The sequence below is a fragment of the Halobellus sp. EA9 genome (assembly GCF_051195055.1).
GTDB classification, from domain to species: Archaea; Halobacteriota; Halobacteria; order Halobacteriales; family Haloferacaceae; genus Haloquadratum; species Haloquadratum rubicundus.
Genome location: NZ_JBNTJW010000009.1, coordinates 1 through 20,388 on the forward strand (window position 1 = coordinate 1; position 20,388 = coordinate 20,388).

The window sequence follows — 20,388 nt, forward strand, 5'->3', positions numbered from 1 at the left end:
CCAACAACGACCAATCTTACAAGAAACGCTCGCTACCGCTACACAACCGAGGTGTGAGTCTTAGCTAAAGACGAATGGCCTCACAATACTACCTCCAGCGACGCAACCGGACGGTCACAACGATCAAAGCGACGACGCTGACCGATACAGAGTCGTTGGCGGTGCTGGACGTCCATTGCTGTATCGAGCGTGAACACGACACGAAGGCTGGCCCGCGGGTCGTCCGCCGGAACGCGGACGACCTGCGGGCCGTCGTTGCCGACAACGGCTTCCAAGACTGGCACACCGAATACGAGCTCGCCGCATACGATCTCGAGTACTGTGTTCATCACCGTGGATCGAAATCGATGGCTGTCGCACACAACATGCTCAACCAGTTGAACGGCTACACTCAGCGATGGATGGCAGAGACGTCCTACTCAACCACTAAGCGAACGCAGGACTCCGCCCTGCGTTCGCGGTTCTGGTACCGACAGTTCCGTGAAATCGTTCTCATGTTTGCTCTTCACAACCTCAAGAAGACCGCCAAGAAACTATGATCCTACCGCCGTACCGCATTTTCAATAGAGCACTCTTCCTCACCATCCAATTCATCCACGTCCGCAACAGGAGAGAGTGACTGTTCTGTTGCGTCGAGATTTTTCACGACTATATGATCACCATCTACTGGTGATGCCCCCGCTTGAACAGTGTCGACTCCACTAACGACCAGCAGGAGTACAGCGACCAGACTTGCTCGCTGTAAACGAGTCTGCATAGAAATACGTAGATACAACGCCGAAAAGTTCGTTCGCGTCCATCTATCGAATCCTCGTACAACCGCCGAATCATTCCGTACGCAGAGCAAACAGGGGATCACCAGTAGTGCCAGCTGCTCGATAACGAAGTCACAGACATACTCTGAATCCACCTCGCTCTCTGAACCGATTCGATAGCTGTACGAAAATTCGATGGTTGGACGCGAACGCCTTACTAAGGCTGTTTCAACCCTCTATCTGCAATGGCAGAACACAACGACCGACACGTCGAAGAGAGTGGTTCTGAACCGAGGGGTAGCTAATCATGCGCGTCCCCGTCCCGAAAAACAAACTCGTCGCCTTCACGCTCGTCGGTGCGCTCCTCACAGCTGGTGTCGCCGGGGCCCTCGCGCTGCCCGGTGGCGGCCTCGCGCAGGCTGGCGAGCAACCTAACTCACCAGATACGCCCGCGTCAGAATCCTCACAACAGGTTACTGCGGATGCGCCGACGCCGAATCAAGAGTTCACCCCAGCAGTCCAGACACAGTCCGGATACGAGGACGAAGAACACGAGGAGTATGAAGAAGACGACGAGGATGAAGACGACCAGGAACACGAGGACGAAGAACACGAAGAGGACGAATGACCGAGATGATAGGATGGCTCGCATCGGTGTACGAACGATTCGGGGACACCCACCGCGAGTTCGAGTGTTGCGACACGACATTTCGGATTCAGGCGACGGGCGTTCGGGCCGAGGCTGGGGCAACTGCGGCCCGAAAAACGGCTGAATCACTCGAAGCCCAGCTGAACGCCTTCGATGCGGCGAGTGCCGTCAGCCAGCTCAATCGTGAAGGAGAAGTCAGGAACGAACACGTTGCCCGAATCGTTCGCCGTGGAATCGAATACAACAACCGAACCGGTGGGGTGTTCGATATTCACCAGGGCCGCGTCGAACACACTCTCAAAACATTCCTGCGCGGTGACAGTGAAACACTACCAACAGAGTTTGATACTGGAACTGTCCAAGCCAGCGGCTCTCACATCACGACCGACGTCGAACTCGACCTGAATGGCCTTGCCAAAGGGTACATCGTGGATCGGGCCAGCGAAGCACTCGACGGCGGCGGCCGATTTGGGTTCGTCAGTGGTGGTGGGGATATGTCTCCACCGACGGGACCGGTCGCCATCGAGAGCCCGTACGGTGACGACACACCGCTGAAGGTCCTCGACACGGACTGGTACGTCGCAACATCCGGCGGATACCGACGGTCGCGAAACGGCACTGACCACATCTACGATCCGACCACCGAATCGCTCGGCTCTCGCCATGAATCGGTCACCGTCGTGGCGCGCCGAGACTGTATGGAAGCCGACGCCCTGGCGACGACCCTCGCGGCACTTCCACTTGCCAAGGCACGCGAATTAGCATCGGAATGGGAGGGTCTAGAGGCGCTCATCATCCACGATGGCGTCTTCCATACGACAGATGGCTTTGAGACACATGTCTTGGACACATAAGCAACGAGTCACCGTCGTAGCGATGGTCGTCTTAGTGGTGGCTGTCCCTGCTCTTTGGCAGATCGGAGACGTGCGTGCCGCCCAAGCGACCGAAGAGAAGCAAAGCGACCTCGTCGACCAGACCGTTTCGACGCGACAGGCCCCAGCCGATTACGATGGTGACGGCATCAACGACTCCGCGGATACGTGTCCGACACGACCGGAAACGAAAAACGGGTTCCAGGACGCGGACGGCTGTCCCGATGTCGTCGAAACGACGGGGGCATCGTGATGTCACAACTCGTCTGGCTCCTCGATCGAGGTGCCGCACTCGTGACGTATCCGGCGTTGTATCTGGCAGTTCTCACGGGCATCCTCTACAACACGGAGTCGTTTGGAACGCTCCACGAGGCCGCTCGACGAATCCATATCGAACTCTCCGTGTTCGCGATGATCGTCACGTTGCTACATGCGGGACTCGGTGTCCTTGATGCGTGGTTCGTCGTCACCGGACAGGTTCCAGCGCCGGCATACTCGATGCCGTACTTTCTCGGCGGCGTCGCCGTCGGTGCGGGGGCTCTGCTCATGCTCGTCGTCGCGGTGCTGGGCTTTACTGACGCAAGACGCTTCCAGCGCCCCTGGGGCCCACGCGTCGTCCACTCATTCGCGTATGCTGGGTTCGCTTTCGGGACAATTCACGCGGCCGCAATCGGGACTGATCTGACGGGACTCATCCGTCCTCTGCTGGGACCCTCAGTGGCGTTTCTCGTGTACGTGCTCCTGTTGCGTCTGTTGGTGCTTCGGGGGATTCCGTCGAACACGACCCCGGGTTAGTAGCTGTCCCAGAGACCGAGGATACGGTCGACGACTTTGTCTGTGAACGAGCGCCGGTGAACCGTGTAGAGGTACTCGACGCGATCGGGATCGCTGACCTCGTAGACGACACTCCGGCCGTCGCGTTCTTTCGTGACGAGGTCAGCCTCGGCGAGCTTCGAAAGATGCCACGAGACGGTCGATTGGGCCTTGTCGATTCGGTCGCTCAGTTCGGTCGTCGAGAGCGGACCGTCCGTGAGAAGATGTGCGAGGATGCGGCGACTGTATTCCCGGCGCAGCGCGTTCATCACTGTTCGATCGGCTTCGTCGAACTCGGCAGCCGGATAGTACCGCGTGTACTTGCCGTCGTCCGAGACGTCGATCAGGTCCTCATCGCCGAGCCACCTGAGCTGATACTGGAGCGTCCCCTGCGCGTACTCGAGTTCGTCGAGGAGCGCGCGAAAGTGAATTCCGGGCGTATCGGCTATCCGCTGGTAGATTTCCCGCCGAGAGGCCAATTCGAGATCCGGGTCCGACATTGCTCAGTCCCGCGTCAAAGCGATGAAAAATGCCAGAAGGCCACCGAGGATCAGGATTGCACTCCCGTGTTCGAGTAATTCCAGCGTCGCGTACGGGAAGTACGGGAGCAGCGGGTACTCGAGAAACACGATGAGTCCGTAGACGGCGAACATCGCGTACCCGAGCGTAACGATCCACATTCGGCGATCACGTTCTCGCCGCCATGCGAGGAAGCTGAGTACACTCAGGCCCACAGCGAGGACGAAGATACCCAGACTAACGTATTGTTCGAGGAGTTGAGCGAGTGGCATACGTTGTACTTGTACACACAGCCGGAGCGACGTGCTCGGCGATCGATACAATTCAATCGAAGGGGGTAGCGGGGAAAACGATTGGCGTTCAACCGTCGAATCCAATCTTATGCATTGAGACGACCAGTCTCAACTACACTCTGGCGTTGGAAGTTGAGACTATGGCGGGTTTAGAGGGGCTGTGATGCGTGAATTTGACCAATTCGGTCAGCGGAAACTGCCTCAGATGGCTCTCCAAGCAGCCATTCTTGTCATACTAACAACTATATGGGCGGATTTTCGAGACGTCCCGTAGTGTAGCCACTCAGACGGCGCGCTAACCCGAACAGAGAACAGAGCACCTCACTACCCGATTCCAGTCTCCTTCTTCAGCAGCGTTAGCGTATTGTCGGCTGTCACGATTGGCGAATGTCCGTACTCACCAGTCAATTCGACCTGTACAAGCAAGTCCACCGCCCGCCAGATCGAGTACAGCAGACAGGCGAACGCAAAGTAGAAGAAACGGAGTCCGAAGTCTTTGGATGTCGTCGCGGCCATAAATCGTTTGATCGACTTGTAGCCGCTCTCGATTTCCCATCGATAGCCGTACTCAGTGAGGTGCCCGCTGCCCCGATTCGCCATGAATACTGAATACTGCCGGTGATCGTCATGCTCGGAATTCTCTTTCCGGCGGTAGATGAGCGTCGTCTCGTGCCACTCGTTCTGCCCCAGGTGGAGCTTCCCGTCGGTTTCGTATCTGTCCTGACCCCTTTGGAGCAACCGCTTTGCTTGGGCTTTTTCGCTGGTCTGCATCCGCTTCGGGACGACGTAGGAGAGCCCACGCTGGCTGATCATCTCCAGGACGTGCTGGCTATCGAACTCCCGGTCCATCAACACGTTATCGACGTGAACGAGGTTCTCAGCCGAATCGAGCAAGTCTTCGACGATTTCTAGTCGTGTCTCCCCCTTTCGGACGGGGCGCGTGTCCAGCACGATTGGGACGGCATTGCCGACCAGCTGGACCGTCGCCCATTGATAGGCTATTCGTCGTTTTGCTCTTTTGTACCGATGATTTCGTCCTTGTGGCTCGTTCTATCGCCCGTGAAAGGGTCGGCTTCAGTAATGTCGATGGCCACGATCCCTGCTCGAAAGAACTGCTCTGTCTCTGCGACCTCGTCGATGAGTTGTCGAATTGCCTGTCGATACATCTCTCGAACCTCCGGTATCGAGAGGTTGCGAATGTGATCGCGGTGAGCGTGCCCGAGTGGTGTTCGTTCCCGGCTTGACTCGTAGACGAAGCTGCGAGCGCCTTCATTAGCGGCTAAACCCTCCCGTAGACCGAGATACGTCTGTAGGCCCCAGTACGCGTTTTCGTGTATCTCACAGCCCTCGCCACGCTCCAGTGAGAACGCAGGGAAGACAATGCGACTGACGTGGTCAGTGAGCTTCGCAGCCTGCTCAAGAACAGTCTTGTCGTCTATTTCCGAGTCCTCAGAATCGTCAAGTCGGTGTCGAAACTTTTGCTTCGGTTCACGAGGGACTGCGACGCCCTCGTTCTGGGCCTTAATCAGGATCGTTCGAGCAGCGGCCTCGACTGTCTCGCGAAGGTCTATAGTAAAGCGTTGGTTCCAACTGCGCCACAGCGTCGACTGGTCGGGCACTCTGCCCAACCCGAGTTCTTCGCGGATTTTGGGGTGGGAATCGAGATATTCGACCAGAGGAGTCTCATGGTCCCACCCGTGGAGTTCCTTCAGTACAAACACTCGAAAGAGGGAGTCCATCTCATAACGGGCTGAACTCGCATAGCGGTCGTGGGCGTCGAATCTGAAATACTCTAACGGGAGTGAACAGACGAACTGCTCAATTGAATTATGCTGGTCGTGTTCGAACCATATTGCCGAAACCACTCGTATATCGGATTCCAGTGCCGTGAGCGAGGCTCGATCATATAGGGGTGTAGAATCATAGCTCGGCCAGCTGCAGGAGGGAGTGGCTGCTATCGTCCGGAAAACAATACGCTTAGAATAGTTTGTTCCAGTCATTTCTCAAGTAATGCGTTGAAGAAGATCTACTCTGGATACCCAGGTACAATCAAATCTCTCCGAGTATGCCAACAGCAGCTATGGAGGTGGCAACAGGGAGCGGAAAGCCGATTTTTTAGGAGTTCCCAGAGCGATATTGAACGAACCACTCGCCGGTGGATTGGACTGAATCCGCAAGAAGAACACTTCGGGAACGCTCCTTACGAGATTCGAAATCACCTTGTAGTATCTAGAACCCTGTCTTAGATGCTTATCCGAAGATTTTCTCGATCTGCTGGTCGCTCGGTGTCCAGCCGACAAACTCACCTTCCTCAAAGGAGAGTCCCTCGGCACGGACAACGTGCGAGTGTCCGATATAGAAGCCAACGAACATTTCGAGTGCGACGAGTTGGGGCGAATCGTAAACTGCAGCCATATCAGCGTGTGTGTCATCGGTCACCTCTGCGGATGCCACAGCTTCGGTATACCGAAGGAGCGTCCGTTCGTCATCTGAGAACTGTTCGAAGTCGTCGCCGCCGATAGCACGAATTTCGCTCGTCGAAATCCCAGCATCACGCGCAAGGTCTACGTGCTGGTGCCATTCGTACTCAGCGCTGGATGCGCGTGCGGTGGCGAGGGCGATCAGTTCCTCTTCACGGGACGTGAAATGCCGAGTCATTACCTCGGTAGAGGTGAACAACGACTCGAGGAGTGGAGGATCGTTCACGAGGAGTCGGATGATGTTCCGGTCTCCCACGTAGTCCTCGCTGAACAGGTCGTGGTACTCCTCAGATATTTCCTCAGGTGATATGAGTCCTGTTCGGGCCATAGCTAGTTTTCGAGAGTGACTAGCTCTCCGTCTTCAGGAACGTGAACATCCTCTGTCCCCTCCCGCAGTTCCTCGCGGGTGAGCAAGCAGTGGTTGATCGCTTCCATATGTACGACAACGACCATCGCATTAGTCGTATCACGGACAGCGTTGATGTCTTCAACGCCCATCGTAATGGGTTCGCCCTGGTCGAACTGTGCTTCGCCGCCGTTGAGAACGACCATATCCGGCTCGAATTGGTCGAGTGTCTCTTCGACCGGCTCGTACCAGATCGTGTCCCCGGCGACGTACACCGACTCATCACCCTCGAACACGAATCCTGAGACAGGGCCCATTCCCTCGGCTAACTCACCGTGGCCGTGGCGACCGGGTGTCCGATGAATGGTGACGCCCTCGAACGAGGTTTCGTCGTCGACAGGCCGGACGTCAGTGAAGCCCTCGTCGGTGAAAGCGTCGGACTCCTCGGGCTGACAGAACAGCGGCACCTCGGCGTCGAGTTCCTCCCGGGCCGCCTCGTCCCAGTGGTCGGGGTGGCGGTGCGTGACGACGACAGCGTCGTAGGTGAGGTCGACATCGGGCAGCGGAACAAGCGGATTCCGGTCCTGGTTCGCCGTGGTAAGTGAGTCCGGAACCTCCGGGTTGTCCGTCACCGTCGGCATCTCGCCCTGCGGCGTGAACATCGGATCGACGAGGAACGTCGTGTCACCAACGTCCAGGAGGATGGTCGCGTTGCGAATCAACTGAACACTAGCACCAGTCGTGGTTGCCATACAAGATGGTCTACGAGAGTCGTCGGGGTGAGATTTACTTCGACATATTCCAACCCCGCGGGTTCGACGTGCCGTCTACTGGATGAACTCGATATCCTCGAGGTCGAGATCAACGTTCAGGTCGACATCGAGCGAATCAGCCGCGAACTGTTGTGCCAGCCATGCTTCGGCCCGGTTGAGACGGTACTGGAACGTCGACCGCGACACACCGACGTCTTCGGCGATTTCCGTGACCGACTGCTGCCGTGGCTCTTCGTAGTACCCGCGTTCGATTGCAGCCTCAAGTGCTGACTTCTGTTCGGGCGTGAGGGTCTGCTGGACGCGACCATCTTCGAGCAAGCACGGTGGCGTCCCGAGTCGTTCGACAGTAAGCGACAACCCCTCTCGGAGGTTCGCTCGGACGTCCTCGTGAGTCTCCGATGCTGTCCCGTCGATGAGCAGCCGCCACCGGTATTGGTTGTCACGCCGTTCAGTACGCATTATCAATCCCTCGCCGATGTGCTTCGCCGCGATAAAGGGGATCGACCGTGGGCCGTTGCCTTCTCGGCGAAGCCAGTGAATTTTCCGCGATTCAGCGTTCGACGAGAGGGTCGTGTATTCGTATTCAGTCACAGGTGCACCGCACATACCAATTGTACTCGGATCGTTAGCGACGCGTTCCAGTGCGTCGTCGAACTCGTCGAGGACAGCAGCAGGACCGACGACCTTCTCAATACCCCACACTGCCTCGCTGGTCGCATTGATCTCCATCGACCGGGCATACAAATCCGGATGTTCGATGAAGAGGTCCATCACCTCATCAGCCCCCTTCTCGTATTCGACTGTGAAGACGAACTCCCGCATAATACTGTACATTATCGCTTGTCCCGTTTAATCTTGCTTGAGAGGGACCCGTGCTTGTTCGGGGGCAGAGAAGGACTGAATACGCGAGCGACGCTCTCAATCATCGTAAAAGTACACTCTATGAACATCTGCACCGTATGCATTGAGCAGGCCGGACTCAACTACTGCCTGGCGTCGCTTCAGGCCAAAGGATATCAGCTGTGGTCAACTCATTTACCCCGATTTTCGACGGACGGCGGGAGGACTAATCATACCGGTTTGGAACTTAGAGAAGCTGTGAGACGATCTCGTCTGTCCCACCCAGCTTTTGCACTGAGTCTCGCTGTTCAAGTCAGGGTGGTCGTTCAACAACTGCAGATTACGTATAATTCGTAATTTACGAAATCTACGAAATAGACGTCTGACACAGATTTATGTGTAATCTCCGTGAATTACGAGATATGCCACCACTGATGTGGAGCGGAAAACGAAGGGAGAGCCCGTTAGTCTCGCAAGAAAGACCTATTCAATTCAGAGGCCGTGATCGTAATGTGCGCAAATTACGTCTAATTCGCGATAGTCGTGATTCTCGTGACTCTCGTCAATTGCGTACAACTCGTGATTTACGCAATTTGCAGAGGCACCACACAATACGGAATATACGTAAATTACGGAATGCACGGACTATGTGTACCCCACGAGATAGCACATCAATCAACGGTGATCGAGATGGCGAATAGGCTCACAGTTGCGATGCAGAAGGGGGGCGTTGGGAAATCAACCACCACAATCAACGTCTGTGGAGCGCTCGCGTACGCAGAAGCGCTCGCCGATGAGAACGATGTCCTGCTCGTCGACGCTGATCCACAGGGGTTCGCCACAATCACACTCGGCTTCCGAGATTATTACGTGAGCGGTGACGCCGTCTCGTTGTACGACCTCATGCTCGATTTCGAGCGGTTTAGTGAGGTTAATGACATTATACAGTCACACGAGGAGTTCGATGTCCTTCCTGCTCACGGGAGTAATTTCAAGCTCGAACGTGAACTCTGGTCGGCAAACCGGTCGCTCGAACGACTCGATATGATCCTTGATGAGGTCGAAAGCGATTACGATTACATGCTAATCGATTCGCCACCGAATCTTGGGCCACTCGCCGACGGAGCACTTCTCGCGGCAGAAAACGTTCTCTTTGTCTCGCGAGCGGATTCGATCGCGACCTTCTCAATGAATCTCCTCACCCAGGAGATCACCCAACTCGAACGAGAATTCCAGCGCGATATCGGCATCGTCGGCGCTGTCGTGAACGCAGTGACGAGAAACAAAATCAGCGATGACCGCCTCGACTGGTTTTTGGATAACCTCGGCGAAGAGAACGTCTTCATCGTCCCAGAGACCGTCGCAATCGAAGGGGCGTTCAACCAAGGGCATTCAGTATACGAATTCGAGCCATCGAACCGCCACCGCAATCAGAAGGCCGAGGAAGTACGGGAGATCTACGACCGCCTCGCCGATCACGTGGAGGGACACTATGCCTGAAGAAGACGACGACGCCCTTGGACAGATGCTCGGGGATCGAATTAAGGGGACCAAGGGTGACGAAGCGGATGAAGAGCGAGACACAGAGGAGCTCAGCAATGAAGTTGAAACAGAATCTGCCTCGGGTAGTGATACCAGCGGAGCAACGTCCCCAGACAATACGAAATCTACGCAAATTACGCAATCTACAGATGAGTCTTCTGAGGATGACGAAAATGGGAACGGGACAGAGTCAGAGACGGAAGAAGGCACCGTCCGGTCTCGCTCCCCGTTCCCGCTGTACGTGACTCCCGACTTGAAAGAGACTGTGCAGAATCGCTTCGAGAAGTTCAATGCTCAGCGGACACTGAACGATGAGGCTCAAGTCGAGAAACACAAGCACTTCATGGAGGGCTTGTTACGCGCTGGACTCGATCATCCTGAACTAGAAGAGTACGTCCTTGACGAATTCAAAGACGACTGAACACTAACTCGCTGGCTCACAGACCGAGTTTTTCTCTGATACGACTCAATCCCTTCTTCGGACCGATACATGGCCAGAGGTACGTAATCAGAGCGAACGAGAATCAGACGCAACCACACTGGCGAACGCGACGTTCTGTTGCACCTGCTCGATCTCCACGGTCGGCTGCTGGCCGGGTTGGGTATCGGGGACGATCACGACGTAGCCGCGGTCGACTTTCGCGATCCCGTCACCCTGGTCACCGACCGTTTCGATTGTCACCTCGCGTACTTCACCCTCCTCAACAGGCGGCTCAGGAGATTCACGCTGACGGTCAGACTGGGCACGATCTGCGGACGCGGACTCGTGCTCATCCTGCTCCGACGTGGGTGCGTCGAAGACAGCGATCCGATACGTTTCTCCGAGAGAGACAGCGTCATAGCTGAGTTCTCCGGACGGAACCTCGAGAACGTATGTCCCGTCCCGCTCGTGAACAGTCGCGCTGAAAACAGAGCGAAGCGAGTCCGGAATTTCGACCATTCGATAGTCTATACCTGGCTAGTAGAGAACTTAACTCCACGGAAGCGGCATAAGACAGTGACCTCCTGTACTGTCGGTTGTTAGTCCACCACCTCGGGGGCAAGCCCCGTGCATCCGCCTCGGACCGCCTGTGAAGCCACCGTTCTGCCACTATTGAACCGTGAAATAATGCGGTCTTGTTCGTACAGCCACATGGGAGCTACAAGCATCGCGTCGAAAGAAATTAACCAACACATCGACTCATCAGACAGTCTGTTGGTTAACGCCGTGAAATACGGTGGTCTCAAAAAGAATTCGAGGGGGTAACTGGATCACCGATCGGGACAGAGAATCCGACGACAGCCTACGAGTAAGCGTCGTTGAACTCCCGTTCACGGCGCATCAGCTCCTCGACACCGTGCTCGAGAATCCCCCGCCCCATCGCCGTCGGCGCATACTTGTACGAACGGATGGTAAATCAGCTATGACGGATGAGAATGAGCCGGTCCAGCATTGCACGGTGGATGAGCCGGTGAATCTCCCGACAGCACTCGAGGCAGCCGCAATCGAGTATCTCGACGTCGACGACCAGCGGACGATCGTGATCTATCAGCACGCGATTCTGATGGTTATCGCCAGTGAGGGACAGGCAACGGCAACGCGGGAATTTACAGTCGAACTCTGGGAAGAGCCACCGGACGGCCTTCCTCGCGACCCCGATGATCTCATCACAGCATTCCTCGATGAACTACTGGCGACCACCGATGCAGTTCTCGTTGAGTTTGAAGGACAACAGGATACCGAAGACCATGACTGACACAGATACCACAGATCGATTCGTAATCGAAGTCAGCCAAGTGGGTACTGTCGACCACGTTGTCGACCTCGAAGCAGACTCAACGGGCAAGTCGCCGTACGCACCTCGACAGGACTTACGGGGTGAAAAGCTGTGTGACCGGAGTACACGCTCACCCACAAGCGAGTACATCACACTTCGAGACTACGCCGACTGGAAAGGGGTCGACAAGACGGCATTCGAAGGTGATGCGCCTGACCAGGTATGTTCGTATTGCTGGACAGCGGTAGTAGAACACGCTGAGCGAGGAGAACAGCACGAATGCGATGACGTCGACGAACGCATCGGAACAGTCGGGTATCGCTTGCGATGGAAGCAGAAGGGCCGGGCCCGCGAAGAGTGGTACGACATCGTCGTCCGACCCAAGACGACGATGGCAGAACTCGACGCACTTGTCTGCCGGTTCACGACGCTCGATGATCTCCATCTTCGCATGTACGGACTCGAAGACGAGTACCTCGACTCAACACTCAACGTTATCCCAGACCTCCAGTTCGCTGAAGTCGACGATCCCTCATACAGGAAGGCAAGCGAGATGACGATTGCCGATATCGCCGAACGCGCAGCGCTCTGGAAGGGGGACCGGCTCAGCATAGTCTACGATTTTGGAACCCCCTCTCACTACTACTGCATCGTCAAGGAGGTGTACGATCCAGGGGAGATCGAGAAACTCCTCGAAGAACGTGACCCGATCGTAGCGACCGAGACAGCCGCGATCATCGACGAAAAACGACCCGAACAATAGTCACGAGCAGACGGGTGTCCCGCTCTTTTTCACCGGACTCCTCGAACACTCTACCAATGGCCGACTGCCCGTACTGCGAGCAATCCTTCGCGGACGAATCCGAGATCCGCAAGCATCTCTATGAAGCCCACGAGTACGACGAACTGGGTCGGATCGACACCAAGCGGGTTGACCAGTACATCGACGATCACGACCTCGAAGAAAGCGACGACGATACCACCCGTGCCCAGCAAGACGCGGACGAAGCGGTACACATGTCCCTGGGGACCGACCGTAATGCGGGTGAGCGGTGGGAATTGCATGACGTACAAGCACTATCGACGGAGGAAATTCGGGACAAGCTTGCCGAGCACGGTATCGATACGACTGAGAAGTCGTTCCGTGACCGTGCGGCCGAGGTTGACTCCGCGATAGCCCTCGCCGACCAGTGGGAAACCGACCATGACGTCGACGCGTCGGGGTACGACCAAGATTTCATCTGGATGGCAGCTGAAGTCCTCTGGAGCCGGTGGGCACCCGATCTCCCCTATCAGGAGCAGATCTACGACCTGGTACAGGAAGGTCGAGAACTCCGGGAGCAGGGGGACGATGCCGAAGCTTGCCAGCGGTGGCTGACTGCCTGGGAGACCATTATCGCCGTCACGCCGGACGACATCACGACACTCGAGGCCGCTGACGATCACCTCCCGAATGTGCTCTCGCTGGAAGCATTCCTGCGGTCGGTCGACAACGACCTTGCCACACTGGCAGCGGACGATCCGACCTATCACGAGCGACGCCTCGAATTCTGTGGGGAGGTCTGTACCCAGTTTCCGGACGCATCTGACGATCTACTCCTTGATTTCCGCCACTTCATCGCTGACTCGCTGACAGAGCTAGAACGACTGGACGAAAGCAGAAACGAGTTCGAGACGCTCATTCGAGACTATCCCGAAGATCCCTGGGCGTACAAGAAACTCGCGGATAGCTACTGGCAGGATGACGCTGACGAGCCAACAGTCGAAGAGCTGGAACGCGCTGCCAAACTGTACCAGCAGGCTCTAGACGCCGAAGGTACCCTCGAACAGCCATCAGCCGTCTCTGACCGGATCGACGAACTCGAACGCCGATTGGCTAACATGGACACGTCCGAGGCACAAGAGGGATAGGTAGTTTCTGTCGACTGATGCACGCAGTGAGCCGTCGACATTCGTCATCAGACAATCCATTCCTCCCGCTTAACCAACAGTGTGCAGATCTGACGCGCATCTGTTGGTTAATTTGTCCAGTAACTCGGGTCTGTCCTCCGGTCAGGATGGAGCGCGTCCTGCATCGGTCGATAGGTGGTTTCGGCCTCCCCGAATATCTTGAAGTCAAGATGCGTATTGGTCAGCATGACGCGGGTCGAGAAGGACGAGGAGCGGGAAGAGCGCATCAAGATGCGGATCATCGTCGATACTTACAGCCCTGAAGAGCAAGCGTGGGGATGGTACGCGTATCTGGACGACACGATGGACTTCCCGTTCGAAGCACGCTGTGTCACCGAGCGAGAGGAGTCACCGCTAGAGGAAGGCGAAACAGTACGCGTAGTTGGGATGTCCCCGACAGATCCGACTCTCAGCCAGATGTTCGTGACGATCGAGTGGATGGGCAGAGAACTTGGCGTACCACTGGAGCAACTGGAGCCGATCGAAGCCAGTAGTAACACGGACCAAGCGATCGCAGACTGGCAGTACTGGCTCGATCGCTGACAACCAAGCCCCTCGATAGAACATCCCCAACTACAGAAGGACAGAGACGTGCTTCACCAGATCCCGGACAACCCACATATTGAATCCGGTCGGGAACGTTCGAGATGATACTGAATGCAAGTCGAATTCGACGACGGAACGCTCCTGCTCCGTAATGCTCCCGATGATGTTCCATACGCTGAGTGGGACGACCGCGTCGACGAGTACCGAACCCGAGCATATCGATATCGATCCCTGCTCGAGTGGGCCGGTGAGTGGACCGACGGAAACGAGCAGGCAACGTTGCAAGAGGGCTTCGCTCACACTCTCGAAGACGCCGCGCGGGCCTACCCCAATCTCGAACTCACGCCAGCGCTCCACATCGAACCGCGCGATTACCAGCAGGCCGCGCTCGACGCCTGGATCGACCACGATCGGCGAGGGAGTGTCGTGCTCCCCACGGGCAGCGGGAAGACGTTCCTCGGGCTGCAGGCGATCGCCGACGCCGGCGTGAGCGCGCTCGTCGTGACGCCGACGATTGACCTCATAAACCAGTGGCACGCCACCCTCACCAACGCCTTCGGTGACCAGCTCTCCGAGCCGATCGGCGTGCTCGGCGGTGGGAGCCACGAGGTTACCGCGATCACCGTCACCACCTACGACAGCGCCTACCGCTACGTCAACGAGTACGGCGATCGGTTCGGCTTGCTCGTCGTCGACGAGGAACACCACCTACCGGCCCCGACCTACCGGCAAATTCCCGAGATGATGATCGCGCCGTACCGCCTCGGGCTGACCGCCACGTACGAGCGGCCCGACGGCAAGCACGAACTCCTTGAGGACCTCCTCGGCCCCGTTGTCTACCGGGAGGACGTCGACGAACTCGCCGGTGAATACCTCAGCGAGTACGAAACGATCCATATGTCGGTCGAGCTCACGGCCGATGAGCGCGAGCAGTACGACGAAGAGTATCAGATCTATCGGGACTACGTCGACAGCCACGAGTTCGATCTCTGGAAAGAAGAGGGCTACCAGGAGTTCCTCAAGCGCACCTCCTACGATCCACAGGGCCGGCGGGCGCTCATCGCCAAACAGCGGGCCGAGCGGATCGCCCGAACAGCGGAGAAGAAGCTCGACACGCTCGACAATCTCATCAAGCGCCATCACGACGACCGCGCGATCATCTTCACCGCCAACAACGACTTCGCCTACGACATTTCTCGGGAGTTCATCGTCCCCTGCATCACCCACCAGACCAAGACCGACGAACGCACCGAAATCCTCGACCGCTTCCGGAGCGGGGAGTACTCGATGCTCGTCACGTCGCAGGTCCTCGACGAGGGCATCGACGTGCCCGCGGCGAACGTCGGCATCATCCTCTCGGGGAGTGCCTCGAAACGCCAGTACGCCCAGCGGCTCGGCCGCATTCTTCGACCGACGGACGACCGCCAGCCCGCCCGTCTCTACGAAATCATCACCGAGGATACGATGGAGACGTACGTCTCCCAGCGCCGCCGGGAGGGGGTGAGTGCCAGTGCTGACAGCTGACCTCGCACGCTCGCGAACGACCGACGAGACCGTCACCCCGCTGTTCATCGATCCCGACGAGGAGCGCTACCGACAGACCGCCCGTGAACTCATTCAGCTGTTTGAGGCCCATCTCGGCGAGCCGAAAGGTGATCTCGAAGACGCGATTGACGAGCTGACCGTCGCGGATACCGACTACAAGATCGTCCAAGGGCTGGCGAAACTCCTGAAAGACGAGTGTGAGTTCGAGATCGTGGCCTCTGTAGAGCCACAGGAGATTCGCCGGCGACTCTTCGAGAAAGCCAATGATCGGTATCCGATCGTCCGGCAGCCGACGCTCGGCGAGGACACACAGAAACTGGAGGTGTATAGCGCGGTCGCCGACGACCTCGGGCTGACGCTCGAGGAGTGCTATCGGGGGATGTACGCCGATCTCGAGGACAACAAGCGACTCGTCCGGATCGGCACGCGGACGGACGACCAGTACGCAAGTGATAGCGGTGGGTCGACGTCGACGACCAACCTGACCGCCAGCAGCGACGCGGAGTACGAACACACGGATCTCACTGTGGACTGGTTGTTGACCCGCTACAATCTCGCGCTCGCCCAGTCGGTGCTCTACGATGCGACCGAAATGCGGATTCGGGTCTGGGACCACTTCGGGACGGTGTTCAGCTACGTGAAGCTGTTCGGGTTGATGCATCGTATCTATCCGATCAGTGCCGACGGTGAACGTGTTGCGAGCACGGACCAAGCCGCCGGCTACGAGGCCGTACTGGACGGCCCGGCGTCGCTGTTCTCGAAATCACAAAAGTATGGAATCCGGATGGCGAACTTCCTGCCGGCGTTGCCCCTCTGTGACCGCTGGGAGATGACTGCCGAGATCCTTGTCGACGAGACGACCGGCGAAACCCGACGGTTCGCGCTCGACCACACGGATGACCTCGATTCACACTACAGCGCCGGCGACCAGTTCGACAGCGACGTCGAGCGGACGCTGGCCGATAAATGGGAGCGAGCGAATACGGACTGGGAGCTGGTGCGGGAGGACGACGTCTTCGACCTCGGCGCTGAGGTGATGATCTCCGACTTCGCGATCGAACATCCGGACGGTCGGCGTGCGATTCTCGAGATCGTTGGCTTCTGGACGCCCGAGTATTTGGAGGCGAAACTGGAGAAGATCAGGCAGGTGGAGGCCGATAATTTCGTGCTGGCTGTCTCGGAGCGCTTGGATTGTGCGAGTGAGGACTTCGGCAGCGCGGGCGACCGCGTCCTGTGGTTCAAAACGGGGATTCACGTCTACGACGTGGTTGAACTGGCTGAGCAGTTTGCAGCAGCGCCACAGTCACCTACTTGAATGTGACCGGTCCGCTCTCCGATCCGCAAGTCGGGCCGGTCAGTACTCCTCAACGTCTATGACCTGTTTCGTCTCTTCGTGAATGAGATCTCCGTCCCCTGAGACGACCGGCGCGTCTAGCTCACGCCCGACCGCAGCAACCAACGCGTCGGGACCGTCGAGGTATGGCCCACCCGGCGCGATCTCGTCTGCGATGTGGCCTGCCGTGACGGCAGTCTCCTCGTCGATGGGATGGATGTCAACCCAGGCGAGATCTGCGCAAGCTCCGTCGACGTCGCCATTTGGGAGGTTGCCTTCACCGACGAGGACCTCGGCGAGTGCTGGCACGGGTACCACCCATCGAGTATCGGCGCCGGTGTTCGCCTCGTAAAACTCGCGTGTCGCCTCGACGCCGTCAAGATAGTCGATCAGGAACGTCGTGTCGAGAACCTTCATGAAGCGTCCTCTGCCCGCTCCCGCATCCGGCGTTTCCGCTTCTCTTTCGCCTGCTGGCGGCGTTCACGAACACGGTCGGCTTCCTCGTCAGACCAGCGACCGAACCCGTCATAGAAGTCCCCGGCGTTCTCCTCAGCGAGGAGGCGTTCGAGGACATCGTTATAACTCTCTCCTTCCCGGCGATTCTGCTCGATCTTTCGCTTCACCGTTTTGCTCACTCGGATCTGTTCGTCCGCGATACCCATTGCGCGTTGACGTTGACGTTGACGCTACTTTGGTGTTTGGCTAGAACGAGCAAAAGTTGGACCGAGACGACCTGCAGCTCGGGGCTTTAGTCAGTATGTTCTTCCGGTCGTTCGAGCATTGTATGTCGTGAACGGTCGATATCGTGTACTGACAAGTCAGTTCTTTCCTCGTCGGGCCTGTGTAGTCAACGAGTACTGCTCCTCACAATCCACATTTTGGTGTTCAATTAGAGTCATTACTATGTAGATAAACGAGGTTTTTATACGTCTGCGGGCAATAGATGTCTGTGTATGAGCTCCAATAACAACGAGGCGAACGAAGAATCGGCCAAAGAACACAGTAATGCAGTCCACCCTGTCACCGTTGACGGTGTCGACGACAAGTTCGAGGAGAACATCGTGAAGGCAAGCGAACTTTTCCTCGTCGCAGAAGAGCAAGTTGATGATGACGCCAAACTCGACGCGCTCCGGGGCCCTAACGGCCCCGTCGACGAGAAGTTCGACGCCGACGAGGAAGTCGACCTGTCGGAACCACACCGGCGGCATTTTGAGATTGATGTTCCGCCGGGTGGTTACATCTGAGATGAACGCCTCTGCGTTCGACGTCACTGAGGTGGAGAGCGACCTCCTAAAGGGCCTTACCGCCCTAGAGTCCGAGTATGAAGAGGTGGCACCAGCTGCGGACGATGGGGGTAACTACATTTTTGTCCGGCTGGGCACCTTCGACCTTGACCGGTTGGGGCCAGACTACGACCAGGACGAGACAGTCATCTACCACCGGTTCGATCGGCGGGCCCTTGATGGTGACCACTATGGGTTCGTCACGGTCAAGCGCCTTACTATCGACGGTCGGTATCCGGACAACACCCGGGAGAATCGTGATCTAGGCGATGATCTCCGGGATGTGTTAGAAACCGACGAGACGCTGTTCTGGAGTCGCCGGTTCACCGATGAAGTGGACGTCACGGGATCGGAGGACATCAAGCGGGTCATTTCGCATGTTCGGAGGTGTCTTGAGTACCCATGGGAATGAGCATCCAAGACGAGCAGACAGCGACTCCGGCGACAGTCGACGAGTTCCACGTCGCACTCACAAAGGATACCCGCGAAACTATCCGCTCGCTTCTTTTCGAGGATGAGCGGTTCAGGTCGATGCCGGAGCGAGGGCTGATTGCCGTCCTCCGGCCGTCGTCTGGGCAGAATCGTGTAACATACCTCATCGAGGAAGTTGTTCCTCCCGAGCAAGGCGACATCCAATTCGATGGCGGTCTTGACTTCGGCCGGGAGTACAGTCGCCGGGCGCGCGAGCTCGCGCAGGCACGAGATGAAGCAGGCCTCCTGTACTTACACACTCACTTGCCGGGAGGCAACACTCCTAGCGCCAAGGATACGGAGGTTGCGCGCGACTCTCTCTTCCGAGACGCCCGCAAACTGGGTGATGACCGCCCATTCGCTATGGGCATTGTCACGGAGGACGGGGGGTGGTCCATTATCTCATTCGAGTTTGACACGCCAAGTGTTGCAGAGGAAGTCGGTGACGGAGGTCACAGCGAATATGCTGCTCGAACGCGGCGTGCGTCCGCCGTCCGGATCTTCGGTGACAGGTTCCAAAAGATCCCCACAGACGTTGAGGCAACCGGTGCAGCTGCCGCGTTGACCGATGCTGATATGGAGATTCACGACAGCGTCGACGTCGAGAACTTTTGGGGACCCGCTGGCCAGGCTCGTCTCAGCTCACTCCGCGTCGGTATAGTCGGGCTAGGAGGCGGAGGTTCAATCCTCGCACCAACGTTAGCCCGATTGGGCGTGGCTGAAGAGGTTTTAGTCGACTTCGACCTCGTGGATCACGCAAATCTGAATCGGGCGATGGGGGCGACAACTGTCGACGCGGATGTTCATCGCCCCAAGGTCCAGGTCGCAGCCCGAACTGCCCGAGCTGCCGCGACTAACCCCGGGTTTACGGTACGAGAAGTGCAGGCGTCGGTATCCGAAGACCACCCTGATTACGGTGCTATCCCCGACCTGTTAGACTGTGATATCATCTTCGACGCCACTGATGCCGACAACGCCACGCGCGTCTTGGACGAGATCTCCCACGCCCACCTCATTCCCGTCATCGGCGGCGGCACCGACACCAACGTCGAACCAGGAGAGCAAACCTTCGGTGAGCGGGCTGCTATCTCCACGATTGTCGTCGGTCCGGAACACACCTGCCAGCGGTGTGTCGGGACATATGACGACGAGTCCGCTCGGCAGGCGATGGAACGGAACGACCAGGGAGGACCCGACAATTATGGCGTTGATGGTGTTCTTGAGGATGACGACCGGGTCATCAGCATGATGCCCACGAATCTGGTTGCCACTGGTCTGATGCAGCTCCGGCTGTTGGATCTCGTCCTCGGGCTGAGTGGCGGTATACCAGCCGAAATGCGATTTAATCCCCTCAATTGGGAGATGCACCCAAAGCTCATCAGCCACAACGAGGGGTGTGTGCATCAAGAGATAATCGGCATTGGTGACGCAGCTGACCTCAATCTCGGAACAGACTGGACGTATAAACGACTTCGTGAGGGCGGTAATTGAGCTGAGAACCAGGAATAAATAAGCCCCTAAAGGCACTCTTCCGCGGTGACTTCGTATTAGTGCTTAGAACAGAAACAACCTCGATGATCACGAGGCATATCGTGTGAGGTTCGCCGAAGTCAAGAAGACG

23 protein-coding genes and 3 pseudogenes are annotated in these 20,388 nt (G+C 57.2%); 16 read left to right on the top strand and 10 right to left on the bottom strand.

Features of this window, described 5'->3' with window-relative positions; all coding sequences use genetic code 11:
- Positions 1 to 68: 68 nt before the first annotated feature.
- From ACQUQ0_RS12340 to ACQUQ0_RS12360, 5 genes and pseudogenes are all read left to right on the top strand, one after another.
- Positions 69 to 539, top strand: a pseudogene (locus tag ACQUQ0_RS12340) (transposase); the annotation flags it as partial.
- 523 nt (positions 540 to 1,062) lie between these two features.
- Positions 1,063 to 1,383, top strand: coding sequence for a hypothetical protein (locus ACQUQ0_RS12345; protein WP_435185427.1), 321 nt, complete (start codon positions 1,063 to 1,065; stop codon positions 1,381 to 1,383).
- Complete coding sequence (locus ACQUQ0_RS12350) at positions 1,380 to 2,258, top strand: FAD:protein FMN transferase (protein ID WP_435185430.1); 879 nt, start codon at positions 1,380 to 1,382, stop codon at positions 2,256 to 2,258. The genes ACQUQ0_RS12345 and ACQUQ0_RS12350 overlap by 4 nt, the downstream gene beginning before the upstream one ends.
- Positions 2,242 to 2,529, top strand: coding sequence for a thrombospondin type 3 repeat-containing protein (locus ACQUQ0_RS12355; RefSeq protein ID WP_435185433.1), 288 nt, complete (start codon positions 2,242 to 2,244; stop codon positions 2,527 to 2,529). The genes ACQUQ0_RS12350 and ACQUQ0_RS12355 overlap by 17 nt, the downstream gene beginning before the upstream one ends.
- A complete protein-coding gene (locus ACQUQ0_RS12360; protein ID WP_435185435.1) occupies positions 2,529 to 3,071 on the top strand; it encodes a hypothetical protein in 543 nt (180 codons plus the stop codon). Before ACQUQ0_RS12355 ends, ACQUQ0_RS12360 begins: the two co-directional genes overlap by 1 nt.
- Here the strand turns inward: ACQUQ0_RS12360 and ACQUQ0_RS12365 are convergent.
- From ACQUQ0_RS12365 to ACQUQ0_RS12390, 6 genes and pseudogenes are all read right to left on the bottom strand, one after another.
- Positions 3,068 to 3,589 carry a winged helix-turn-helix transcriptional regulator gene (locus ACQUQ0_RS12365; RefSeq protein WP_435185437.1) on the bottom strand — a complete coding sequence of 174 codons (522 nt, stop codon included), beginning with the start codon at positions 3,587 to 3,589 and terminating at the stop codon, positions 3,068 to 3,070. The two genes, ACQUQ0_RS12360 and ACQUQ0_RS12365, sit on opposite strands and share 4 nt — an antisense overlap.
- A gap of 3 nt (positions 3,590 to 3,592) precedes the next feature.
- The gene (locus ACQUQ0_RS12370) at positions 3,593 to 3,769 is read right to left on the bottom strand and encodes a hypothetical protein (RefSeq protein WP_435185438.1); all 177 of its coding nucleotides are present in this window, start codon (positions 3,767 to 3,769) and stop codon (positions 3,593 to 3,595) included.
- Positions 3,770 to 4,225: 456 nt separating this feature from the next.
- Positions 4,226 to 5,901, bottom strand: a pseudogene (locus ACQUQ0_RS12375) (transposase).
- A gap of 250 nt (positions 5,902 to 6,151) precedes the next feature.
- The gene (locus ACQUQ0_RS12380) at positions 6,152 to 6,709 is read right to left on the bottom strand and encodes a carboxymuconolactone decarboxylase family protein (protein ID WP_435185440.1); all 558 of its coding nucleotides are present in this window, start codon (positions 6,707 to 6,709) and stop codon (positions 6,152 to 6,154) included.
- 2 nt (positions 6,710 to 6,711) lie between these two features.
- A complete protein-coding gene (locus ACQUQ0_RS12385) occupies positions 6,712 to 7,479 on the bottom strand; it encodes an MBL fold metallo-hydrolase (protein ID WP_435185442.1) in 768 nt (255 codons plus the stop codon).
- 75 nt (positions 7,480 to 7,554) lie between these two features.
- Complete coding sequence (locus tag ACQUQ0_RS12390) at positions 7,555 to 8,322, bottom strand: helix-turn-helix domain-containing protein (protein WP_435185444.1); 768 nt, start codon at positions 8,320 to 8,322, stop codon at positions 7,555 to 7,557.
- Positions 8,323 to 9,030: 708 nt separating this feature from the next.
- On the opposite strand from ACQUQ0_RS12390, the gene ACQUQ0_RS12395 reads away from it, so the two are divergent.
- Positions 9,031 to 9,840 carry a ParA family protein gene (locus ACQUQ0_RS12395; RefSeq protein ID WP_225935452.1) on the top strand — a complete coding sequence of 270 codons (810 nt, stop codon included), beginning with the start codon at positions 9,031 to 9,033 and terminating at the stop codon, positions 9,838 to 9,840.
- Positions 9,833 to 10,303, top strand: coding sequence for a hypothetical protein (locus tag ACQUQ0_RS12400; RefSeq protein WP_435185446.1), 471 nt, complete (start codon positions 9,833 to 9,835; stop codon positions 10,301 to 10,303). Before ACQUQ0_RS12395 ends, ACQUQ0_RS12400 begins: the two co-directional genes overlap by 8 nt.
- Positions 10,304 to 10,390: 87 nt before the next feature.
- On the opposite strand, the gene ACQUQ0_RS12405 is transcribed toward ACQUQ0_RS12400, so the two are convergent.
- Together ACQUQ0_RS12405 and ACQUQ0_RS12410 are read right to left on the bottom strand one after the other, a co-directional pair.
- The gene (locus ACQUQ0_RS12405; protein ID WP_222609040.1) at positions 10,391 to 10,822 is read right to left on the bottom strand and encodes a TRAM domain-containing protein; all 432 of its coding nucleotides are present in this window, start codon (positions 10,820 to 10,822) and stop codon (positions 10,391 to 10,393) included.
- A gap of 343 nt (positions 10,823 to 11,165) precedes the next feature.
- Positions 11,166 to 11,258, bottom strand: a pseudogene (locus ACQUQ0_RS12410) (ArsR family transcriptional regulator); the annotation flags it as partial.
- 27 nt (positions 11,259 to 11,285) lie between these two features.
- Here ACQUQ0_RS12410 and ACQUQ0_RS12415 point away from each other — a divergent pair.
- The 6 genes from ACQUQ0_RS12415 to ACQUQ0_RS12440 all read left to right on the top strand — a co-directional run bounded on the left by ACQUQ0_RS12415 (position 11,286) and on the right by ACQUQ0_RS12440 (position 16,995).
- Positions 11,286 to 11,618 (top strand): hypothetical protein, encoded by a 333-nt coding sequence (locus ACQUQ0_RS12415; RefSeq protein WP_435185448.1) that lies wholly within the window; start codon positions 11,286 to 11,288, stop codon positions 11,616 to 11,618.
- Positions 11,611 to 12,402, top strand: coding sequence for a hypothetical protein (locus tag ACQUQ0_RS12420; protein WP_435185656.1), 792 nt, complete (start codon positions 11,611 to 11,613; stop codon positions 12,400 to 12,402). The genes ACQUQ0_RS12415 and ACQUQ0_RS12420 overlap by 8 nt, the downstream gene beginning before the upstream one ends.
- Positions 12,403 to 12,458: 56 nt before the next feature.
- Complete coding sequence (locus tag ACQUQ0_RS12425; RefSeq protein WP_435185450.1) at positions 12,459 to 13,550, top strand: tetratricopeptide repeat protein; 1,092 nt, start codon at positions 12,459 to 12,461, stop codon at positions 13,548 to 13,550.
- 225 nt (positions 13,551 to 13,775) lie between these two features.
- Positions 13,776 to 14,132, top strand: a complete 357-nt coding sequence (locus ACQUQ0_RS12430) for a calcium-binding protein (protein WP_092817982.1) — start codon at positions 13,776 to 13,778, stop codon at positions 14,130 to 14,132.
- Positions 14,133 to 14,246: 114 nt separating this feature from the next.
- A complete protein-coding gene (locus ACQUQ0_RS12435) occupies positions 14,247 to 15,659 on the top strand; it encodes a DEAD/DEAH box helicase (protein ID WP_435185453.1) in 1,413 nt (470 codons plus the stop codon).
- Positions 15,646 to 16,995 (top strand): DUF790 family protein, encoded by a 1,350-nt coding sequence (locus tag ACQUQ0_RS12440; protein WP_435185455.1) that lies wholly within the window; start codon positions 15,646 to 15,648, stop codon positions 16,993 to 16,995. Before ACQUQ0_RS12435 ends, ACQUQ0_RS12440 begins: the two co-directional genes overlap by 14 nt.
- Positions 16,996 to 17,034: 39 nt before the next feature.
- Here the strand turns inward: ACQUQ0_RS12440 and ACQUQ0_RS12445 are convergent, their stop codons facing one another.
- Together ACQUQ0_RS12445 and ACQUQ0_RS12450 are read right to left on the bottom strand one after the other, a co-directional pair.
- Complete coding sequence (locus tag ACQUQ0_RS12445) at positions 17,035 to 17,430, bottom strand: PIN domain-containing protein (RefSeq protein WP_435185456.1); 396 nt, start codon at positions 17,428 to 17,430, stop codon at positions 17,035 to 17,037.
- On the bottom strand, positions 17,427 to 17,675 hold the full coding sequence (locus ACQUQ0_RS12450; protein ID WP_435185458.1) for an antitoxin VapB family protein: 249 nt from the start codon (positions 17,673 to 17,675) through the stop codon (positions 17,427 to 17,429). The genes ACQUQ0_RS12445 and ACQUQ0_RS12450 overlap by 4 nt, the downstream gene beginning before the upstream one ends.
- Before the next feature lie 291 nt (positions 17,676 to 17,966).
- On the opposite strand from ACQUQ0_RS12450, the gene ACQUQ0_RS12455 reads away from it, so the two are divergent.
- From ACQUQ0_RS12455 to ACQUQ0_RS12465, 3 genes are read left to right on the top strand one after another with little or no spacing between them, the layout of a single operon-like run.
- A complete protein-coding gene (locus tag ACQUQ0_RS12455) occupies positions 17,967 to 18,257 on the top strand; it encodes a hypothetical protein (protein ID WP_435185459.1) in 291 nt (96 codons plus the stop codon).
- Position 18,258: 1 nt separating this feature from the next.
- Positions 18,259 to 18,708, top strand: a complete 450-nt coding sequence (locus ACQUQ0_RS12460; RefSeq protein WP_435185461.1) for a hypothetical protein — start codon at positions 18,259 to 18,261, stop codon at positions 18,706 to 18,708.
- Positions 18,699 to 20,258 (top strand): ThiF family adenylyltransferase, encoded by a 1,560-nt coding sequence (locus tag ACQUQ0_RS12465; RefSeq protein ID WP_435185464.1) that lies wholly within the window; start codon positions 18,699 to 18,701, stop codon positions 20,256 to 20,258. The genes ACQUQ0_RS12460 and ACQUQ0_RS12465 overlap by 10 nt, the downstream gene beginning before the upstream one ends.
- Positions 20,259 to 20,388: the final 130 nt, after the last annotated feature.

Bases quoted from the DNA above. Each gene is read 5' to 3' on its own strand.
- ACQUQ0_RS12345 (WP_435185427.1), top strand. From the start codon at position 1,063: ATGCGCGTCCCCGTCCCGAAAAACAAACTCGTCGCCTTCACGCTCGTC.
- ACQUQ0_RS12350 (WP_435185430.1), top strand. From the start codon at position 1,380: ATGACCGAGATGATAGGATGGCTCGCATCGGTGTACGAACGATTCGGG.
- ACQUQ0_RS12355 (WP_435185433.1), top strand. From the start codon at position 2,242: ATGTCTTGGACACATAAGCAACGAGTCACCGTCGTAGCGATGGTCGTC.
- ACQUQ0_RS12360 (WP_435185435.1), top strand. From the start codon at position 2,529: ATGTCACAACTCGTCTGGCTCCTCGATCGAGGTGCCGCACTCGTGACG.
- ACQUQ0_RS12365 (WP_435185437.1), bottom strand. From the start codon at position 3,589: ATGTCGGACCCGGATCTCGAATTGGCCTCTCGGCGGGAAATCTACCAG.
- ACQUQ0_RS12370 (WP_435185438.1), bottom strand. From the start codon at position 3,769: ATGTGGATCGTTACGCTCGGGTACGCGATGTTCGCCGTCTACGGACTC.
- ACQUQ0_RS12380 (WP_435185440.1), bottom strand. From the start codon at position 6,709: ATGGCCCGAACAGGACTCATATCACCTGAGGAAATATCTGAGGAGTAC.
- ACQUQ0_RS12385 (WP_435185442.1), bottom strand. From the start codon at position 7,479: ATGGCAACCACGACTGGTGCTAGTGTTCAGTTGATTCGCAACGCGACC.
- ACQUQ0_RS12390 (WP_435185444.1), bottom strand. From the start codon at position 8,322: ATGCGGGAGTTCGTCTTCACAGTCGAATACGAGAAGGGGGCTGATGAG.
- ACQUQ0_RS12395 (WP_225935452.1), top strand. From the start codon at position 9,031: ATGGCGAATAGGCTCACAGTTGCGATGCAGAAGGGGGGCGTTGGGAAA.
- ACQUQ0_RS12400 (WP_435185446.1), top strand. From the start codon at position 9,833: ATGCCTGAAGAAGACGACGACGCCCTTGGACAGATGCTCGGGGATCGA.
- ACQUQ0_RS12405 (WP_222609040.1), bottom strand. From the start codon at position 10,822: ATGGTCGAAATTCCGGACTCGCTTCGCTCTGTTTTCAGCGCGACTGTT.
- ACQUQ0_RS12415 (WP_435185448.1), top strand. From the start codon at position 11,286: ATGACGGATGAGAATGAGCCGGTCCAGCATTGCACGGTGGATGAGCCG.
- ACQUQ0_RS12420 (WP_435185656.1), top strand. From the start codon at position 11,611: ATGACTGACACAGATACCACAGATCGATTCGTAATCGAAGTCAGCCAA.
- ACQUQ0_RS12425 (WP_435185450.1), top strand. From the start codon at position 12,459: ATGGCCGACTGCCCGTACTGCGAGCAATCCTTCGCGGACGAATCCGAG.
- ACQUQ0_RS12430 (WP_092817982.1), top strand. From the start codon at position 13,776: ATGACGCGGGTCGAGAAGGACGAGGAGCGGGAAGAGCGCATCAAGATG.
- ACQUQ0_RS12435 (WP_435185453.1), top strand. From the start codon at position 14,247: ATGCAAGTCGAATTCGACGACGGAACGCTCCTGCTCCGTAATGCTCCC.
- ACQUQ0_RS12445 (WP_435185456.1), bottom strand. From the start codon at position 17,430: ATGAAGGTTCTCGACACGACGTTCCTGATCGACTATCTTGACGGCGTC.
- ACQUQ0_RS12450 (WP_435185458.1), bottom strand. From the start codon at position 17,675: ATGGGTATCGCGGACGAACAGATCCGAGTGAGCAAAACGGTGAAGCGA.
- ACQUQ0_RS12455 (WP_435185459.1), top strand. From the start codon at position 17,967: ATGAGCTCCAATAACAACGAGGCGAACGAAGAATCGGCCAAAGAACAC.
- ACQUQ0_RS12460 (WP_435185461.1), top strand. From the start codon at position 18,259: ATGAACGCCTCTGCGTTCGACGTCACTGAGGTGGAGAGCGACCTCCTA.
- ACQUQ0_RS12465 (WP_435185464.1), top strand. From the start codon at position 18,699: ATGGGAATGAGCATCCAAGACGAGCAGACAGCGACTCCGGCGACAGTC.